At 61.4% G+C, this 17,680-nt stretch carries 17 protein-coding genes; 12 read left to right on the forward strand and 5 right to left on the reverse strand.

Annotation, left to right across the window (positions count from 1 at the left end):
* Positions 1 to 24: 24 nt before the first annotated feature.
* Positions 25 to 1,224: an NAD(P)/FAD-dependent oxidoreductase gene (locus LC334_RS11165; RefSeq protein WP_223412958.1), complete on the forward strand. Its 1,200-nt coding sequence runs from the start codon at positions 25 to 27 to the stop codon at positions 1,222 to 1,224.
* Positions 1,225 to 1,263: 39 nt separating this feature from the next.
* On the opposite strand, the gene mntR is transcribed toward LC334_RS11165, so the two are convergent.
* Positions 1,264 to 1,737 carry a manganese-binding transcriptional regulator MntR gene (gene mntR, locus LC334_RS11170; RefSeq protein WP_085800629.1) on the reverse strand — a complete coding sequence of 158 codons (474 nt, stop codon included), beginning with the start codon at positions 1,735 to 1,737 and terminating at the stop codon, positions 1,264 to 1,266.
* 93 nt (positions 1,738 to 1,830) lie between these two features.
* Here mntR and LC334_RS11175 point away from each other — a divergent pair, with 93 nt between their 5' ends.
* Genes LC334_RS11175 through phnE form a run of 4 tightly spaced genes read left to right on the forward strand, consistent with a single transcriptional unit; the run spans position 1,831 to position 6,141 of the window.
* Positions 1,831 to 3,717 carry a cytochrome c peroxidase gene (locus LC334_RS11175; protein ID WP_085800630.1) on the forward strand — a complete coding sequence of 629 codons (1,887 nt, stop codon included), beginning with the start codon at positions 1,831 to 1,833 and terminating at the stop codon, positions 3,715 to 3,717.
* Entirely contained in the window at positions 3,717 to 4,583 is an 867-nt protein-coding gene (locus LC334_RS11180; RefSeq protein WP_085800631.1) for a phosphate/phosphite/phosphonate ABC transporter substrate-binding protein, read from the forward strand. The genes LC334_RS11175 and LC334_RS11180 overlap by 1 nt, the downstream gene beginning before the upstream one ends.
* The gene (locus tag LC334_RS11185; protein WP_085800632.1) at positions 4,580 to 5,383 is read left to right on the forward strand and encodes a phosphonate ABC transporter ATP-binding protein; all 804 of its coding nucleotides are present in this window, start codon (positions 4,580 to 4,582) and stop codon (positions 5,381 to 5,383) included. Before LC334_RS11180 ends, LC334_RS11185 begins: the two co-directional genes overlap by 4 nt.
* Positions 5,383 to 6,141 carry a phosphonate ABC transporter, permease protein PhnE gene (gene phnE / locus LC334_RS11190; protein ID WP_085800633.1) on the forward strand — a complete coding sequence of 253 codons (759 nt, stop codon included), beginning with the start codon at positions 5,383 to 5,385 and terminating at the stop codon, positions 6,139 to 6,141. Before LC334_RS11185 ends, phnE begins: the two co-directional genes overlap by 1 nt.
* Before the next feature lie 320 nt (positions 6,142 to 6,461).
* On the opposite strand, the gene LC334_RS11195 is transcribed toward phnE, so the two are convergent.
* The 3 genes from LC334_RS11195 to LC334_RS11205 are packed head-to-tail and all read right to left on the reverse strand — an operon-like array spanning position 6,462 to position 10,615.
* Complete coding sequence (locus LC334_RS11195) at positions 6,462 to 8,543, reverse strand: acetate--CoA ligase family protein (protein WP_085800634.1); 2,082 nt, start codon at positions 8,541 to 8,543, stop codon at positions 6,462 to 6,464.
* 5 nt (positions 8,544 to 8,548) lie between these two features.
* Complete coding sequence (locus tag LC334_RS11200; RefSeq protein ID WP_217809112.1) at positions 8,549 to 9,709, reverse strand: acyl-CoA dehydrogenase family protein; 1,161 nt, start codon at positions 9,707 to 9,709, stop codon at positions 8,549 to 8,551.
* Between the two features lie 15 nt (positions 9,710 to 9,724).
* Complete coding sequence (locus tag LC334_RS11205) at positions 9,725 to 10,615, reverse strand: BKACE family enzyme (protein ID WP_085800636.1); 891 nt, start codon at positions 10,613 to 10,615, stop codon at positions 9,725 to 9,727.
* A 130-nt stretch (positions 10,616 to 10,745) separates the two neighbouring features.
* On the opposite strand from LC334_RS11205, the gene LC334_RS11210 reads away from it, so the two are divergent.
* The 4 genes from LC334_RS11210 to LC334_RS11225 all read left to right on the forward strand — a co-directional run bounded on the left by LC334_RS11210 (position 10,746) and on the right by LC334_RS11225 (position 14,094).
* Positions 10,746 to 11,801, forward strand: a complete 1,056-nt coding sequence (locus LC334_RS11210; protein ID WP_085800637.1) for a GlxA family transcriptional regulator — start codon at positions 10,746 to 10,748, stop codon at positions 11,799 to 11,801.
* Positions 11,802 to 12,021: 220 nt separating this feature from the next.
* Positions 12,022 to 12,858, forward strand: a complete 837-nt coding sequence (gene lepB / locus LC334_RS11215; RefSeq protein WP_085800638.1) for a signal peptidase I — start codon at positions 12,022 to 12,024, stop codon at positions 12,856 to 12,858.
* A complete protein-coding gene (rnc, locus tag LC334_RS11220) occupies positions 12,855 to 13,538 on the forward strand; it encodes a ribonuclease III (protein ID WP_085800639.1) in 684 nt (227 codons plus the stop codon). The genes lepB and rnc overlap by 4 nt, the downstream gene beginning before the upstream one ends.
* A gap of 106 nt (positions 13,539 to 13,644) precedes the next feature.
* The gene (locus tag LC334_RS11225) at positions 13,645 to 14,094 is read left to right on the forward strand and encodes a hypothetical protein (protein ID WP_085800640.1); all 450 of its coding nucleotides are present in this window, start codon (positions 13,645 to 13,647) and stop codon (positions 14,092 to 14,094) included.
* Positions 14,095 to 14,244: 150 nt separating this feature from the next.
* Here the strand turns inward: LC334_RS11225 and LC334_RS11230 are convergent, their stop codons facing one another.
* Entirely contained in the window at positions 14,245 to 15,114 is an 870-nt protein-coding gene (locus LC334_RS11230; RefSeq protein WP_085800770.1) for a hypothetical protein, read from the reverse strand.
* Positions 15,115 to 15,223: 109 nt separating this feature from the next.
* Here LC334_RS11230 and miaB point away from each other — a divergent pair, with 109 nt between their 5' ends.
* From miaB to LC334_RS11240, 3 genes are all read left to right on the forward strand, one after another.
* Positions 15,224 to 16,558 (forward strand): tRNA (N6-isopentenyl adenosine(37)-C2)-methylthiotransferase MiaB, encoded by a 1,335-nt coding sequence (gene miaB / locus LC334_RS11235; protein WP_085800641.1) that lies wholly within the window; start codon positions 15,224 to 15,226, stop codon positions 16,556 to 16,558.
* A 114-nt stretch (positions 16,559 to 16,672) separates the two neighbouring features.
* Positions 16,673 to 16,795, forward strand: a complete 123-nt coding sequence (locus LC334_RS23035; RefSeq protein ID WP_263286433.1) for a hypothetical protein — start codon at positions 16,673 to 16,675, stop codon at positions 16,793 to 16,795.
* Positions 16,796 to 17,103: 308 nt separating this feature from the next.
* Entirely contained in the window at positions 17,104 to 17,679 is a 576-nt protein-coding gene (locus LC334_RS11240) for an OmpA family protein (RefSeq protein ID WP_085800642.1), read from the forward strand.
* The last annotated feature ends 1 nt before the right edge of the window (position 17,680 follow it).

The raw sequence follows: 17,680 nt of genomic DNA on the forward strand, positions 1-17,680 counted from the left end.
GCGATAAAACCGGTGTTTGCCAACGTGCCTGCCAGAAGCTCTTATGACGTTGTCATCGTTGGCGGTGCGATCATGGGCGCCGCCACGGCATGGTTCCTGGCTGACAATCCGGATTTTCAGGGCCGAGTGTTGGTGGTCGAGCGTGATCCGAGCTACGAAAACACGTCGACCATGACGACCACATCCTGCATGCGCCAGCAGTTTTCGACCGGTCTGAATGTGCGCATCTCCCAATTCGCGGCGGATTTCGTGAAGAACCTGCGCAGGCATTTGCACGGCGCCGAATACGTACCGGATCTCTCGATCCGCTCCTTCGGATACATGTATCTGGCCGATACCGAAGAATTCGCCGAAACGCTGCGCGCCAGCCACGCGGTCCAGCAGCAGGCAGGGGCGGCTACGCGATTGATGACCCCACCGGAGATTGCGCAGGAGTATCCCTTCTATGCGCTGGACGATATTGTGCTGGGGTCGATCAATACGGTAGACGAAGGGTTTTTTGATGCTACGGCGGTTTTTGATGCCCTGCGCCGCGCGTCACGGGATCGTGGTGTTGAATACGTGTCCAACGAGGTCGTGGCGATGAGCTGTAACCCCACCGGCGCAAAGGTCGAAAGCGTCACTCTGAAAAGCGGCGAGATCATCGCCTGCGGTCAGGTCGTGAACGCCTCGGGGCCACGGGCGGATCGCACCGCGCGCATGGCCGGGATTGAGCTGCCGGTCGAGCCGCGCAAGCGATATTCTTGGATATTCAAAGCTGAGAAACCGTTGGAAGTGGATTTGCCGCTGACTATCGATCCAAGTGGGCTGCATGTGCGCGAAAACGGGGGTGGTACCTACCAGGTGGGCGCACATTTCGGTCCTGATCCGCGGGTCGACTATGACGATTTCACGCTCGACCATAGCCTGTGGGAGTCCGAGGCCTGGCCGATCATAGCCACCCGTATCCCACAATTCGAGGCTATACGGCTGCAAAGCACCTGGGCCGGGCATTATGCGATGAATACGTTTGACCACAATGCCATCATGGGACCGCATGACCTTGTTGAAAACTTCATCTTCCTGAACGGCTTTTCCGGTCACGGGTTGCAGCAGGCCCCGGCCATGGGGCGCGGCACCGCCGAATGGCTGACCTATGGCGAATACCGTGCGCTGGACCTTTCGGCGTTCAACTATGCACGTATTCCCGCCGGCAATCCGATCATGGAAAAAGCTGTGATCTAGGTGGGCCTAGAGCGCGGGCGCGCTGCAATTCGTGCCGCGTTAGCTGTTTTTCTGAAGAAATACCTCGAATGCGCGCAAGGTGTCACCGCTTACATGGTGTTCGATCCCCTCAGCGTCGCGCTGGGCAACCTCTTCCTCGATGCCGAGGGCCATCAGAAACGACACAACCGTGCGATGCCGCTCGCGGCAGGCACGGGCGAGGTTCTCACCTTCCTCTGTCAGGAAGATCGAGCGATATCGTTCACGTTTCACCAGGCCATCACGGGTCAGTCGTGACAGGTTCTTTGTCACCGTCGGAGGTTTGACGCCCAGCCTTTCGGCCATGTCGACGGGTCGCGCTTCGCCGGTGGCCTCGATCAGCTCGGCGATCAACTCGACGTAATCCTCGGCCATTTCGTTTTCATGGGCCGCGCGCACACGGGCGAACCCGTCCGCCTGCGCGTCGGCGGTGCGATCGTCGCTTGCGGTGTCGGATGGGGCAAGATCAGGTGAATCAGATGCATTTTCGCTCATATTCGTACCCTATTAACTTTTTATACCGATTGACAACTGATTACCTGATGCTAGATATATTAGCCAGGGCTAACTTTACAAGAGGCGACTCACATGAAGAGGCTGCGGCAATTGCAGATCATCCTGTCTTTCGGGTTTGCACTGGTTCTGCTTGCGGGGCAGGCGGCTCATGCGACCGCCGCGAAAGAAGCCCCGTGGCTGCCCGAGGCCGCCGCTTACCGTCTGACACTTTTTCTGGGCAACCTTGCCCCGGTCCCTTGGGAGGCGCTGCAAGACGCGTGGGAAAACCCCTATCGCGGCTCGCAATTCCCGAAAGGGGCATTGGCGCGGCTTGAAGACGGCAGCGCCGTGGATACCAGCGCCCTTGAACAAGCGATTGCCACTGAAGATCGCGCCGCCGTTTATGCCGCCGCCACCCGCCTGATCGCCGCGCGCATCAACGAAGAGCTTGACCGCGCCCTTGCCGCCGAAACATCGGCGGGCGCGCAGGCCGCCGTGGCCGAGGCGCAGGAGCTTTACCGCGCCTTCGGCGATCACCTCAAAGCCGCCGACCCCGGGGCCGCGCGTGAAATCGGCCGCGCCTGGCTGGAACTGACCAGCGCCACGGGCTCCGCCGGTGTGCTGGGGGCCGGAACGCAGGACGCTGACCGCGACGCGATGACAGCCGCCCGCGCGGTGATTTCCGACTACCTGACCGCCAATTACCTGCCCGACAGCTTTGTCCCGCGCGCAAAGCTGACCGCCATTCCCGAAACCGTCCACCTGAGCGGCGCGGACGTCGCCCTGCGGCCCACGCTGCCGCCCGGCAGCGACATCTTCGATCAGGATCCGCTGCCGCGCCTTGTGCTGAAATTCGAGGAACAGGGCATCGACGAAAAAGACCTGCCGCTGATTGCCTATGGCGACATGCTGTTCGACAGCGCGCAGATCTTCGGCAGCCCGGCCAGTGACCTCGGCATCGCCTGTTCGACCTGTCACAACCGTTCGGACATCAACAACCGCCTCTTTATCCCCGGTGCCAGCCACCAGCCCGGCGCCATCGACGTGGACGGCGCGTTTTTCAACCCGATCTTCAACGACCGCCGCGATGATGCGATTGATACGCCCTCGCTGCGGGGCCTGCGTTTCACCGGGCCCTACGGGCGCGATGGCCGCTTCGGCAGCCTGCATGATTTCACCCGCAACGTGATCGTCAACGAATTCGGCGGGGCCGAACCCACGCCCTTCATGCTCGACGCACTTGTGGCCTATATGCAGGAGTTCGATTTCTTGCCCAATTCGATGCTGACCGCACAGGGTGAACTGACCGACAAGGCCCCCGAGGCCGCCTTTCGCGGCGAAGAGATTTTCAACCGCCCCTTCGCCCAGATGGATGGCAAATCCTGCGCCTCCTGCCACATCCCCTCGGCCAATTTCCTGGATCGCAAGGCGCATGACATCGGCTCGGCCGCTCCTGCCTATGACGGTGCCCGCACCGGTGCCTTCGACACGCCGACGCTGCTTTCCATCGCCTATAACGCGCCCTATTTCCATGACGGCTCCCTGCCGACACTGGCCTCGGTTGTCGACTGGTTCGACAGCACCAAGGGCCTTGGCCTGACCGATGCGGAACGCGCCGATCTGACCGCCTATCTGGAAACCGTGGGCGCGGGCGATGACCCTTTCGAGGCATTTGACGAGCGTAACACCCCGTTCCGCCTGGCCTTTGACGAGCTTACGACCTTTGCCTCCACCCTCGACACGCTGCTGCCCGCGCGCGACAGCCATCACATCCTGATCTTGACGGATACGGTGGCCGCCGATCTGGCGGCGGATGCCAGCACCATGTCGAACCTCGCCGAACGCCCCGGCATCTACCGTATGGCCGAGCTTCTGGATCAGGTGGGTGAGGCGGTGCGCGCCGAGGACTGGCAGGCCGCAAACACCCACTGGGCTGACTTCAAGGCCACCGCCACCGAGATCGACGAAAGGGTCTACTGATGAAAATCCGCCGCCGCGATTTCCTGAGCCTTGTCGCCGCCTGTGCGCTGGCCAGCACGCCCGCCCTCGCGCAGGACCAGTCACTGAAACTGGCCTTCATCCCGCAGGAAAACCCCGACAAGCTGCTGGGCGATATCGAGGTCATCACCGCTTGGCTTTCGGGTGAAATTGGCGTTCCGGTCGAAGGTTTCGTGACCTTCGATCACGCCGCCGCGGTCGAGGCGCTGCGCAATGGCGATGCCGATATCTCGTTCATGGGTGGGTTGCCTTTCGTGCTGGCCGAAAAGGAAATCGGCGCCGTGCCGCTTTTGTCCGAGGTTTATCGCGGCGCCCCCACCTATACGGGTCGCGTTTTCGTGCGCAAGGACAGCGGCATCGAAACGCTGGCGGACCTCAAGGATCGCGATATCGCCTTCGCCGATCCGATTTCGGAATCCGGTTACATGTTTCCGCTGGCCGAGTTTGAAAAGGCCGGACTGATCACCGGGCCGGATGCGGCCGAGGATTTCTTTGGCCGGGTCTTCTTTGCCGGCGGTTATCAACAGGCGATGCAAGCAATGGCCGCCGGTCTGGTCGATGCGGCGGGCGCCAGCCAGTATGCCGACCTGCTGCTCACCCCCGAACAGCAGGCCGAGATCACCTGGATCGCCGAAAGCCCGGCCATTCCCAGCCACGTGGTGATCGCGCGGCCCGGCCTTGATGCCGGCCTGTCCGAACGCTTCACTGCCGCGATGCTGAAGCTGAACCAGCCCAAACATCAGGCCAAGCTGGCCTATCTCTACGGCCCCGATGGTTATGTCCGCGCCGACAGCGCCGCCTATGACGGCGTGCGCGCGATGGCGCACAGCTTTGGACTGGCCAATTGACCACCGCCATCGACATCGCCGACCTGACCCTGCACCACCCGGGTGCCGAAGGCGGCAGCCCGGCGCTGTCGGGGATCACACTGACCGTGCAACCGGGCGAATCCGTGGCGCTTCTGGGGGCGTCGGGCGCGGGCAAGACAACGCTTCTGGCGCTCTGCGACGGGCGCCTGCGTGGTTGGCGCGGGCAGGTCAGCGTGCTGGATCATCCCCTGTCCCCAGACAAGCCTCCAGCCCTGTCTGCCCGCGTCGATACCGGTTTTATCTTTCAGGAATTCGCCCTGGTGGAACGCAGCACGGTCGAGCGCAACGTGCTCAATGGCCGTCTGGGCCGGATGCCGGGTCTTGCCGCGTTTTTCGGCCACCATTCCGCTGCCGATCGCGCCGTTGCCTATAAGGCGATGAGCGAGGCCGGCATCGCCGATCTGGCCCATCGCCGCGTTGACAGCCTTAGTGGTGGCCAGCGCCAGCGCGTCGCCATCGCCCGCTGTCTGGCACAGGAACCAAAACTGATTCTTGCCGATGAACCGGTCAGCAATCTCGACCCGGCCCGTGCCGACGATATTCTTGGCTTGATTACCGGGGCCGCGCGCGCCCGGGGCGTTACCGCCATTTTCAGCTCGCACCAGCCCGATCTGGCGATGCGCTATGCCGATCGCGTGATCGGTCTGCGCGATGGTAAATTGCAATTTGACCGTACCGCTGCCGAGGTGTCGCCGCAGGATATCGCCCGCATCTATCATGAGGCAGGTTCCGACGCGCCGCTGCCGCCGCAGAAACCCGGCCTGAGGGTTGTCACCTGATGCGCCCGCGCGAGGCTAGCGGTTTCACCCTGACGCTCCTTATTGCAGGCGCGGTCCTCTGGGCGTTCGTCTCGACCGAGGTCGATTTGGCGCGTCTTTTCAGTTCTGGCCCACGCATCGCTGAGTTTCTTGGCCGGATGTGGCCGCCATCGCCCGAGATCATGTCCGAGATACTTAAAGGCTCTGCCGAGACCCTGCGCATCGCCATCCTTGGTACGCTGGGCGCGGTGCTGATCTCGGTGCCGCTCGGTATTCTCGCCTCCGAGACCATGACGCCGGGGTTCATTCACCGCCCCGTCCGCACCGTGCTGGCGCTGATCCGTGCCATTCCGCTGATCCTCGTGGCGATGCTGATGGTGGGTGCCGTGGGGCTGGGTCCGTTGCCGGGCATCATCGCCGTGGCCTTCCACGCCACCGGCATGCTGGCGAAATTTTACGCCGAGGCGATCGACGGCGTCGCCCGCGCGCCCATCGACGCTCTGGAAAGCGCCGGGGCCAACCCTCTCTTGCGCCTACGCTACGCCATCTGGCCGCAAATGGCCCCGGTGGTAGCGCGCGACACGATCTTCCGGTTCGAACTGAACCTGCGCGAATCCCTCGTTCTGGGCGTCGTCGGTGCGGGCGGCATCGGCTTTTACATCCAGACCTACGTGCGCAGCTTCCAATACGACAAGGCCGCCAGCGTTACCCTTGCCGTCATCCTGATGGTGGTGGTGATCGAAGGTTTCAACGTCGCATTGAGACGACGGTTTTCGTGACACTGAACCGATGCGGGCAGGTCAGTCAGGGATCGAATGTACAAACCGATTTGGCCTGAAGCGGACCTTGCGCCTTTGAAACACTGAGCCGCGCGATTGCCAGACCGCGGGGTGGCGAGCAGGCCTTTGTGGAACGCGCTTTACCCCAGCCAAGTCAATGAGAGCTAAGAACGTTGCGCAAGCTCTCCTGATCGCCAGCCCTTGCGGGCGGTCTGGCGATCGCGCGGCGGCCCTGCGGGCCTTGATTCCGCGCGGAGACTAAGATTGAACGGCAGCTTCAGGCCAACAGACGCATGTGTTAAATCCTAAGCCCAACCACTTTAAATGCGCATCAACACATCCACCGCAAGCACGTCGTCTTCGTAGACAAAAAGTGGGTTGATTTCGATCTCGGCGATCTCTTCCGCTTGTGCCACGGCGAAATCGGCCAGCGCCGCAAGGCGATCCGCCAGCGCGGCCATATCCACGACGCGCCCGCCGCGAAAACCCTGCATCAGGCGGGCGACGCGCAGCCGCCTCAGTGCGGCTTCGATCTCGGATGCGCTGGCGGGCAAAAGCAGGGTGTCCGCATCCCCCACCAGTTCCACCAGCACGCCGCCGCTGCCCAGCGTCATCGCCAGTCCAAATTGCGCATCCTGCCGGATGCCCACCACCAGTTCGGCGATGGGCGGTGGGGCCATCGCCTCTACCAGAAATTTGTCGCGCACGGCCTGTGGGTCATAGATCGTGACATCGGCGCACATCTTCTCGGATGCGCGCGCCAGCGCCTCGGGCGCTTCAATGCCGATTGCCACGGCCCCGGCCTCGGTCTTATGGGCAAGCTTGTCGCTCATCATTTTAAGGGCGACCGGATAGCCCACCGCCTGCGCCGCCGCGGTCAGCCCGTCGCCTGATACCACGCGGCCCTCGGGCACGCGCACCACATCCGCCAGCCGGGCCTTGCCTTCGGCCTCGGCCACGAAAGCACTGTTGCGGGGGTGCACCGTCATCAGCGGGGCAGGAGGGGTTGAAGTGATCCGCGCCCGCGCGCTGTGCCACCAGGCGGCATGGCCGACAGCGTTTAATGCCTCGTGGATGCCCTGCATCGGCGCCACGCCTTCGGCGATGAAGGCCTCTCGCACCGATGCGCCGATATTTTCAGGGATGGTGGTGCAGATCGCCGCCGGAAGGCCTGCCTCGCGCGCCGCCTTGGCAAAGGCCATCCCGTCGTTGAGGTAAAGCTGCTCGGTCTCGTCCAGCCCCGGCGCGGGATAATCCTGCACCAACAGCGCGGCCTGCGCCGGAACACCTGCCAATGCTGCCTCAAAGACCGGTCCGGTTCGCTCGGCCTGGCCCCAGATCGGCGTGGTGTAATCCAGCGGGTTCGACACCGTGGCGATGGGCGGTAAAAGTTCCGTGAGTGTTGCGCGGGTTTCCGAATCCGGCGTGGGAAACTCCAACCCGATCTTCTCGGCATGATCCGCGAGCATCGTCGCGCCCCCGCCTGAGCAGGTAAAGCCCATCACGTCATGCCCGTCGGGCACCCCCGCGACGCAGATGAATTTAAGCGTTTCCAGCAGTTGCGACGGATTGGTCACGCTGATCACGCCGATCCGATCGAAGAGCGCCTGATAAAGTTCGTTCGCGCCGGAAAGAGACCCAGTATGGCTCAGTGTCAGTGCGCCACCGATGGCCGACGACCCGGTTTTCAGGGCCACGATCGGTTTACCTGCATGCAGTGCCTTCAATGCGGCGCGCTCGAAAGCTGGCACATCCGCCAGCCCTTCGATATGAAGGCCGATGGCGCGCACCTCGGGCTTTTCGCACAGCAGGTCAATAAATTCAGACAGACCCAGATCTGCCTGGTTGCCGACCGAGATCATATGCGTCAGCGGCAGAGACCGCTGGCTCATGGTGATGTCCGAGGAAAACATTCCCGATTGCGTCAGGATAGCCGCGCCATAACCAGGGCAAGAGCCGCCATGCGCAAACGGCCAGAGTGCCGAGCGATCGAGATAATTGATCACGCCGTAGCAATTGGGTCCCACCATCACCATATCGCCCAGTGCGCTACGCAGATCATCTTCTAACGCGCGACCATCGTCATGCGCCTCGCCGAACCCGGCGGAATAACAGACGATCCCGCCCGCGCCTATCGCCGACAAGTCGCGAATGGTGTCAGGCACCCGCGCTGCGGGGATCGCCAGAAAGACCGCATCAGGGGCCTCGGGCAAATCGACTATACTGGCGACACAGGGCAGGCCCGCCAACTGCTCGCGTTTCGGGTTTACCACCCACATGTCGCCGTCGAATCCGGCCCGCCGCGCCTCGCCGATTGCCACCGCGGCGTCAGCCCCGCCAATGAACGCAATGTGGCGCGGGTTCAGCAAGCGTTCGAAATTTGCGCGCTTGGCCGGGGTCATGGCGTTCAGGCCCCCAGAGGCCGCAATATGGATCGGGTGATGATATGACGCTGGATCTCGCTGGTGCCGTCCCAGATCCGCTCGATCCGGCTGTCCCGCCAGAGCCGTTGGATCGGCAGCTCCTCCATCAACCCCATGCCGCCGAAAATCTGCACGGTGTCATCCGCCACCTTGTTCAGCATCTCCGAGCAGTAGACTTTGACCATCGCTGCATCTTCATCCTGCATCACGCCCGCATCGGCGCGCCGCACCGCGTCCGCCACCAGCAGGTCCGCCGTGCGCAGCCCGATGGTCATGTCGGCCAGCAGGAACCCGGTGGCCTGAAAGGCACCAATCGGCTTGCCGAATTGCTTGCGGTTCGCGGCCCAGTCGGTGGCCAGTTCCAGCATCCGCTCGGCCTTGCCGCAGCAGGTGGCGCCGACCCAGATCCGGCCCATGCCCAGCCATTGCCCGGCCAGATCGAACCCCTTGCCCTCGTCTCCCAGAACCTGCCCCGGCCCCAGCCGTACATCCTCGAAAATCAGCTCATAGGTCTTGTAGCCGCGGTTTGACACACACTTGTTGCCCTCGCGAAAGGTCACGCCCGGCATGTCGCGGTCGACCAGGAACGCCGTCACCCGCTTGCGCGGGCCACGTTTGGTCTCATCTATGCCAGTCGCGGCAAACACAATCGCGAAATCCGCCATCGTGGGAGCCGAGATGAAATGTTTCATCCCGTTCAATACCCAGTCGTCGCCCTCGCGTTTCGCATTGCATTTCATCCCCATCGCATCCGATCCGGCCTCGGGCTCGGTCAGGGCAAAAAGCTCGCGTTTCTCGCCTGTGACGCAGGGTTTCAGGTAGGTCTCGATCTGATCCCCCTGACAGGCCAGCAGCAATTCGGTAGGCCGGGCGATCCAGGAGTGCAGCGCATGGCTGGTGCGGCCAAACTCGCGCTCGATCACCGACATCTGGGTGTGATTCAATCCGCCACCACCGATGCTCTCAGGCAGGTTCGCCGCATACAGACCTAGTTCTTTGCCTTTGGCCTCGATCTCACGGCCGATTTCCTCGGGGACCTCGCCCAGCCGGTCGACCTCCTCTTCATGCGGAATGACCGCATCGTTGAAAAATCCGCGCACCGTGTCGCGCAGCATTTCGTCTTCGTGAGAGAGAATAAGGCTCACCGGTCGTCTCCTGTTCTAGCTGTCAGCGCCGCGCAGGTTCAGCTTGTTGCGGGCCTCCTGCGGGGTCACGGCGCGACCGCCCATGCGTTCGATGATCTCGATAACCCGTTCAACCAACTGCCCGTTGGTTGCCAGCACGCCGCGATCCAGGAAAATGTTATCCTCGAGACCCACGCGCACATTGCCGCCCATCGCCACTGCGGCCGCCGCCATCGGCATCTGCATCCGGCTGATACCGAAGCTGGCCCAGCTTGCTCCCGCAGGCAGTTGTGCCTTCATCGCTGCCATCGTCTCCACCGTCTGATCGGCGCCCCACGGAATGCCCAGGCAGATCTGAAACATCGGTGGATCGGCGATCAGCCCTTCCTCGACCATTGCCTTGGCAAAACGGATATGGCCCAGCTCGAATACTTCCAGCTCGGGCTTCACGCCCCATTCCTTGACCAGTTCGGCCATGCGCCGCAGTGTCGGTGGGGTCGAGATATAGATGTTGTCGCCATCGCCGAAATTCAGCGTCCCGCAATCAAGCGAGCAGATTTCGGGCAGACACTCCTTGATATGAACAAGCCGCTCTTCCGCGCCGATCATATCGGTGCCAGGTCCGGGCAGGGCGGGGTTTTCGGCAGAAGGCACCCAATCGCCGCCCATGCCCGCCGTAAGGTTGATCACCACGTCGGTGCCACTGTCGCGCACCCGGTCCACCGCTTCTTTGAACAGCACCGGATCGCGAGAGCCCTGACCGGTCTCGGGATCGCGCACATGCAGATGCGCAATCGCCGCGCCCGCCTTGGCGGCCTCGATCGCTGCGTCTGCCACCTCCTTGGGGGTCACGGGCACATGTTTGCTCCGCCCCGTCGTATCGCCTGCCCCGGTCACAGCGCAGGTCACCACCACATCGAAATTCATCTGCACACCTCCCTTATTTAGGCGCAGTGTGCGAAAACAGGTGCAAAAAAGTGTCGATAATTCGCCATCATACTGTTAGCTGTGGCGAATAATCGTATTTCAGAACCAGTGACCGGAACCGACCCTGCCTATGACGGATGCAAGCTTAATCCCTGCCCGAATCGTCTGCGTCCTGCTACCGCGGTTCAACATGATGAGCCTGCTCAGCCTGCTGGAGCCGCTGCGTATTGCCAACTACCTCTCGACCGATCCGCTTTACACGCATACCTACGCCTCGGCCGAAGGTGGCGGCGTGCCCGCCAGCAACGGCATGAGCGTTGAGACCGATGTCTTGCCCGAAAAACTTGGCCGTGATGATCTGGTGCTGGTGCTTGGCAGTTGGGGTGCCGAGCATTATGCAAACCCGAAACTGACCGGCTGGCTCAGGCGGCAGGAACGGGCCGGTCTGCGGCTTTGTGCGGTCGAGATGGCCAGCTATGTTTTTGCCCGCGCGGGCCTGCTGGGCGGGCGCCGCGCCACGACGCACTGGGCTTACCTGCCGGGTTTTCAGGAACTTTTCCCCGATGTTCTGGCGGCCGAGCAACTTTATACAATCGATGGCCGCATCCTGACCTGTGCAGGATCCACCGCCGGGCTGGACCTGATGCAGCACCTTATCCGGCAGGATCACGGCGATGCGCTTGTGGCCGAGATTGCCGACAATATCGTCCACCACCCGATCCGACCCGAGGCGGCGCCGCAGCGGCAGGCCCACGGGATGGGGCTTGAGCGCCTGCCGTCCTCTGTACGCGCTGCCGTGGACCTGATGGATGCTAACATCCCCGAGCCGCTAACCGTGCCGGAGATCGCCCGGCAGGTCGGTATTTCGCAGCGCCAGTTGGAACGCCAGTTTCACCGCGCGATGGGCTGCAGCGTCGTGCAGTTTGGGCTGATCCTCAGGCTGCAACACGCTCGCGTGCTGCTGATTTCAACTGGTCTGGGGGTAAGAGAAATCGCCGCCGCCTCGGGCTTTAACTCGCTGTCGCATTTCGCATATGCGTTCCGCAACTGCTTTGGCCGTCGTCCCAGTGAGTACCGTCAGGCCTGGCCGGATCAGAATGATACGCCCAGCTGGCCCGGCACACTGTCGAAATATCTCGAAACACTGCAGCTTAACCAGCGGATGCGCGGCAAGACGTCGGAATGATAGGCCCGGCACTGAGGGGATGCCCTTCGAACGTCAACGCTGTGTCCCGTGTATCGGTATGAAGGGCGGGTCCAGCCAGCGCATAGATTGCGCGCACTGACAACCGGACCCGAGGGTGTGGCCTGATCACAGAGGTATTCTGCGCTTTCTGGCATGTTGCTTGACACCCGGGACGTTGCTGCTCATGTAGCGCCTCAGACCTCAAACCCGGAGATGCCCCATGGCCTCGGATGCCAAAGAGAAGAATTCCATCGTCGAGACGATCAAGACGGTGGTCTACGCCCTGCTGATCGCTGGCATCTTCCGCACGATTTTCTTTCAGCCTTTCTGGATTCCGTCCGGGTCGATGAAAGATACGCTGCTGATTGGCGATTTCCTCTTTGTCAACAAGATGGCCTATGGCTATTCCTATGCGTCGTGTCCGTCGATCCGTATTCAGCGGTTGGGGATCAATGTAGACGCGGCCGATATCTGTGGTTTTCTCGACGGTGATAACAGCAGGATATTGGGGTCCGAGCCTGAGCGCGGCGATATTATCGTCTTTCGCCATCCGGTGACCGGCGCGGATTTCATCAAACGGCTGATCGGCCTGCCGGGCGACGAGATCCAGATGAAAAACAGTGTACTGCATATCAATGGCGAGGCAGTTAAACTGGAAGATGGCGGCGTGTTCGAAGAGAAATTCGAAGCTCAGGGGCCGCTGCGTAACACGCCGCGTTGTGAAAACGGCGTGGTGGGTGAAGGCGCGATGTGCAAAAAATCCCGTCAGATCGAGACCCTGCCGAACGGCGAATCCCATTCGATCCTGAACATCACCTCGCAGAGATCGGACAATACCGGCATATTCCGGGTGCCGGCAGGGCATTACTTCTTCATGGGTGACAATCGCGACAACTCGACCGACTCGCGTTTCGCGCAGCAGGTGGCGGGCGTCGGTTTCGTGCCTTACGAAAACCTGATTGGTCGCGCTGGCCGGGTGGTCTTTTCCTCCGCCGGCAGCCGGATGTTCTATTTTTGGACCTGGCGCGGGGACCGTTTCTTCAAGAGGCTGGATTGAAGCTTTCCGCCGAGCTGAAGGCGCTTGAGGCGCGGCTGGGGCATGAATTTTCCGACCCCGGGCTGCTGGTGCGCGCGGTCACCCATTCCTCGATGTCCTCGGCCACGCGCGACGATAATCAACGGCTGGAGTTTCTGGGCGACCGGGTGCTTGGCCTGGTGATGGCGCAGGCGGTGCTTGACCATGACAGGGCGGCCACCGAAGGCCAGTTGGCACCGCGTTTCAACGCACTGGTGCGCAAGGAGACCTGCGCTGATGTGGCCCGGCAGGTCGATATCGGCGCGGTACTGAAACTGGGCCGGTCCGAGATGGTCTCGGGCGGGCGCCGCAAACAGGCGCTCCTGGGGGATGCGATGGAGGCGGTGATCGCTGCGGTCTACCTCGATGCCGGTTTCGACGCAGCAAAGGCTATGATCCTGCGGCTCTGGGGCGAGCGCGTGCGCCGGGTCGAGGCCGATGCCCGCGACGCCAAAACCGCGCTGCAGGAATGGGCGCAGGCGCGCGGCCTGCAGCCACCGCGCTACGTCGAAGTTGCCCGCAGCGGCCCGGACCACGCCCCGCAATTCACCATTGAGGCGCAGCTCGACGGACAGACCCCGACACAAGCCACCGCCGGATCAAAACGCCAGGCCGAACAAGCGGTTGCCAAGGCATTACTGGCACGGATCGAGAACGGCTGACCTCGGGCAAGGTCAGCTTTGAGCCCAAAGTATCGAATGCTGCAAAACGCGTGAACGTCAGCTTTTCTGCGTGCAAAGGTCTCGAACGATCAACTACAGTAATACAATGCTATGGAAGGATGTATGCCAGATATTTGAAGCCGATGGTTCGCTTCGTGACGTTATTGTCCATGAGACATCTGTTTCGGACTGGGACCGGCTGCTCAGCCTTTCATTGTCGCTTGGCAACGTTTTCTATGAGCGCGACGGCGAGAACGCCGTACTCCCAGCGTCAGCCGCTCGGATGCTAGGTGATCCAGAACATTCGCACTGTATGAAGGTTGATCTTGGTGGACCCGTCGCAAACGCCCACTTTTATACCTCAGAGGAAATCGAACTGGACCTCGACCCAAGCGAGATAGCGTCTCAGGCGGCGCTCAATAAGGTTCTGGGTTTCTGCAGTAAGCTTAGCTTGGCACTAGAACGCGACATGGCAATCACAGAAGAAAGCAGTCCTGAAGAAGCCTTGCTAGTTTACTCGTTCCAAAAACGAAGCTGGCAGATCGCAACTCACTAGTTGCAGCAAGAATGCCGACCTTGGCCCTCGCACGATCAATGACCGCTCTGTCCCGCACACCGGACGAGATTATTCAAGCCGCCTAAATACACGTTGCCCTCCAGACTAATCACCTGTTTTCCGGACAAGGCGGAGGCAATCAACCCGGCCCTAAAACCACTGCCCCGGCTCCATCAGCCCGAGGTCCAGTAACTGACGGGAATGCCACTCGAACGGCGTGGAATTGTGCCATTTGAATGTCTCGATGTCGAAGGTGGAACCGGGATTGCGCTTCAGCGCCTTGGCGGTGCGGAACGAGACGATCGCCGCCGTCAGATTGTGATGCCAGGGGCAGGCATAGGTGTTGTACTCCTCGTCGTTGAAACGATGGTTCGCGTCCAGCATCAGCTCCGGCTTGGCGCGGAAGAGTGCGATCCGGTCGATGTTTCGCTTCGGCGCGGGGACATGTTCCTCGTAGCGCCAGCGCAGCCCGCCGAAGAAATCCAGTTGCCGTTCCTTCGGGTGGTTGTGATTGTCCGGATCATTGCGTGCCAGTGCGTAATAGCCCGACTTGTCCATATGCGCGTCCTCCAGCGAGACCGCGTTCTTGTGCTGATAAAGATCACCAGCGTAGAGATCGATCACGTAGGTCAGCATCGCGCCGCGGCGTTCCTCGCCGTGAAAGGTCAGCATCTCGCCCACCGTGCGGGTTTCGCAGAACGGGAAGAACAGGTATTCGGCGTTGAAACAATAGTAGAGCCAGGTCCCCGGCGCCTTGGCGATCACCGCGTTCACCGCTTTGGTGAAATCATCTCCCGCCACGATATCGAAGTTGATCCGGTGCACCCGGCGCGCGACATCATTCGGTAAGGCAAATGCCGGTGGCATCAGCGCCAGTATCTCGCGAAATCCGGCATCGATGTGGTGACGCAGCGTGGTGTCGATCTCGACCTCGTCCTCAATGAAGATCATCGCCACCGGCCCCTTGGCCAGAAGCGCACCCGCTTTGCTCAGAAACTGATCAAGGCTGGAAAACTGCATCGGTATCCCCGGTTCTTTTGCGCCCAGAATCATGGAAATCGTCACGCATTGCAAGTGACCCTTGAGTTGATGTAGTCAGGCCCCCTGAAACGCCAGGGGACTGCGACGGATGGCCGAGCCAAAGAAACTGTTCATCAAGACCTACGGATGCCAGATGAACGTCTATGACAGCGAACGCATGGCCGAGGCCATGGGTGGGGCAGGCTATGTCGAAACGCAGACGCCTGATGACGCTGACATGATCCTGCTCAACACCTGCCACATACGCGAAAAAGCTGCAGAAAAAGTTTATTCCGAGCTGGGCCGGTTCCGTGAGTTGAAAGATGCGAAACCCGATCTCAAGATCGGTGTCGCGGGCTGCGTCGCCCAGGCCGAGGGCGAAGAGATCATGCGCCGCCAGCCGTTGGTCGATCTGGTGGTCGGTCCGCAAAGCTATCACCGCCTGCCGCAGATGGAGGCAAAGGTGCGCGACGGCGCCAAGGCGCTCGACACCGATTTTCCGCTGGACGACAAGTTCGACACGCTGCGCAAACGCGCCAAGGCGAAACGCGGGCCAACGGCGTTCCTGACTGTACAGGAAGGCTGCGACAAGTTCTGCGCCTTCTGCGTTGTGCCCTATACGCGCGGGGCCGAGGTCAGCCGCCCGGCGGACCGGATCATCGAAGAGGCGCGCGAACTGGTGGATCGCGGCGTGCGTGAGATTACCCTGCTGGGCCAAAACGTGAATGCCTATCACGGCGCCGGACCGGATGGGGATATGACCCTGGCCGGGCTCATCTGGGAGCTAGACAAAATCGACGGGCTGGCGCGCATCCGCTTCACCACCAGCCACCCCAACGACATGGCCGATGATCTGATCGAGGCCCATGGCACCTGTGCCAAGCTGATGCCCTACCTGCATCTGCCGGTGCAGTCGGGCAGTGATAAGATCCTGAAACGGATGAACCGCAGTCACACGGCGGAAAGCTACTTGCGCCTGATCGAACGTATCCGCGAAGCGCGTCCCGATATCCTGATGTCAGGGGATTTCATCGTCGGCTTCCCGGAAGAGACGGAAGAGGATTTCCAGGCCACAATGGATCTGATCGAAGAGGTGAATTACGGCTATGCTTATTCGTTCAAGTACTCGACCCGCCCCGGAACCCCGGCGGCCGAGCGTCCGCAGGTGGACGAGGAGGTGAAATCCGACCGGCTGCAACGCCTGCAGGCCCTGATCACCCGCCAGCAGCGCGCCGCGCAAGAGGCGATGGTGGGCCGCAGCGTCAACGTGCTTTTTGAAAAGCCCGGTCGGTTGCCGGGCCAGATGGTGGGAAAGTCCGACTATCTGCACGCCGTGCATGTGACCGATGCCTCCATTCAGCCGGGCGATATCCTTCCCGTGAAGATCATCGACAGCGGTACGAATTCGCTCTCGGGCGAGGTGCTGCGGCGGGCAGCGGAGTAACCGGCCAGCCGCCGCGCCCGCGGATTGCCTGTGCTCTGTCACGATGGCCTGTCCGATCAAGGATGCCTGGGTCGAGGCCGGCTGTAGCGACGAAGAAATCTGTACCCTACCGCATTGTGCTTCGCCTATCATTGCGCCGCTCTGGAAACCGCCGGTTTCGACTACAGTGTCGAGCTTTGGGCGCCAGGCAAAGATGGCTGCTACCTGACCAGGATCACCGAAAAATCCGAACCCTAAGCTCTGTGCGGGCGCGCGGATTTATTGGCTTAGCTAACGTCGTGGCCTGTCCCGAACCGTCGCCTGCAAGCATCGCGCAAACGGCGACACGCCACGTTGACCTTCAACCCTGGAATGTACAATTCGTGATCAATTCCCCGTTTTCTTGTGGATTGTTGCGCGTGAATACACAATATCTGGATATTTTTCTTCCCATATGCCCAATACTTGTTAGACTTTTCCGAATTATGAGTTGGGGGCTCATGCTGTGCGGGGGCACGGCATTTGACCCTTCGTGTTGAAGTATGTGATAAAAACGGGGGGCTGTGATGGGTGTCAGGTCACGAACAGCGCACGGATGGCTGAAAGGTCTGGCAATTGCCGCCATCAGCATAGCGTTGAACGCAAGCGCCGGCTGGGCGCAAAGCAGCGGAAATTCTGCCAAGGGTGAACGATATATTCCAACCATCTGGGTTGACCCGGATGGCTGTGAACACTGGGTGATGGATGACGGGTTCGAAGGGTTCATGACGCCGCATGTCACCCGCGACGGCAAACCTGTCTGCCGCCGAGGTAACCTCTGCGGGGTGGTCAGTTCGGACCAGCTGTTCGCCACCGACAGCGCCCGGATCAGCGCCGCGGGCAAGGCGCGGCTGCGGCAATTCTTCCGGCAGACCAGCGCGCGCGGCTTCGTGATCACCGGCCATACCGACAGCCGGGCCTCAGACGCCTATAACATGAACCTGTCGCTGCGCCGCGCCAACGCGGTGGCGCGCATCGCCAAGGCATCGGGCGCGCGCATCAACGGTATTCGTGGCTATGGTGAGCGGCAGCCCAAGGCGTCCAACGCGTCGGCGGCGGGTATGGCCCAGAACCGCCGCGTCGAAATCATGTGTATCCGGTAGG

Origin of the sequence: Roseovarius aestuarii (assembly GCF_019966515.1) — a bacterium.
Classification (GTDB): domain Bacteria; phylum Pseudomonadota; class Alphaproteobacteria; order Rhodobacterales; family Rhodobacteraceae; genus Roseovarius; species Roseovarius aestuarii.

Coding starts and splice junctions, on each gene's coding strand:
- miaB (WP_085800641.1), top strand. CDS start 15,224: ATGGCCGAGCCAAAGAAACTGTTCATCAAGACCTACGGATGCCAGATG.
- LC334_RS11210 (WP_085800637.1), top strand. CDS start 10,746: ATGACGGATGCAAGCTTAATCCCTGCCCGAATCGTCTGCGTCCTGCTA.
- LC334_RS11175 (WP_085800630.1), top strand. CDS start 1,831: ATGAAGAGGCTGCGGCAATTGCAGATCATCCTGTCTTTCGGGTTTGCA.
- LC334_RS11230 (WP_085800770.1), bottom strand. CDS start 15,114: ATGCAGTTTTCCAGCCTTGATCAGTTTCTGAGCAAAGCGGGTGCGCTT.
- LC334_RS11205 (WP_085800636.1), bottom strand. CDS start 10,615: ATGAATTTCGATGTGGTGGTGACCTGCGCTGTGACCGGGGCAGGCGAT.
- LC334_RS11180 (WP_085800631.1), top strand. CDS start 3,717: ATGAAAATCCGCCGCCGCGATTTCCTGAGCCTTGTCGCCGCCTGTGCG.
- LC334_RS11195 (WP_085800634.1), bottom strand. CDS start 8,543: ATGACCCCGGCCAAGCGCGCAAATTTCGAACGCTTGCTGAACCCGCGC.
- LC334_RS11240 (WP_085800642.1), top strand. CDS start 17,104: ATGGGTGTCAGGTCACGAACAGCGCACGGATGGCTGAAAGGTCTGGCA.
- phnE (WP_085800633.1), top strand. CDS start 5,383: ATGCGCCCGCGCGAGGCTAGCGGTTTCACCCTGACGCTCCTTATTGCA.
- LC334_RS11225 (WP_085800640.1), top strand. CDS start 13,645: ATGCTATGGAAGGATGTATGCCAGATATTTGAAGCCGATGGTTCGCTT.
- lepB (WP_085800638.1), top strand. CDS start 12,022: ATGGCCTCGGATGCCAAAGAGAAGAATTCCATCGTCGAGACGATCAAG.
- mntR (WP_085800629.1), bottom strand. CDS start 1,737: ATGAGCGAAAATGCATCTGATTCACCTGATCTTGCCCCATCCGACACC.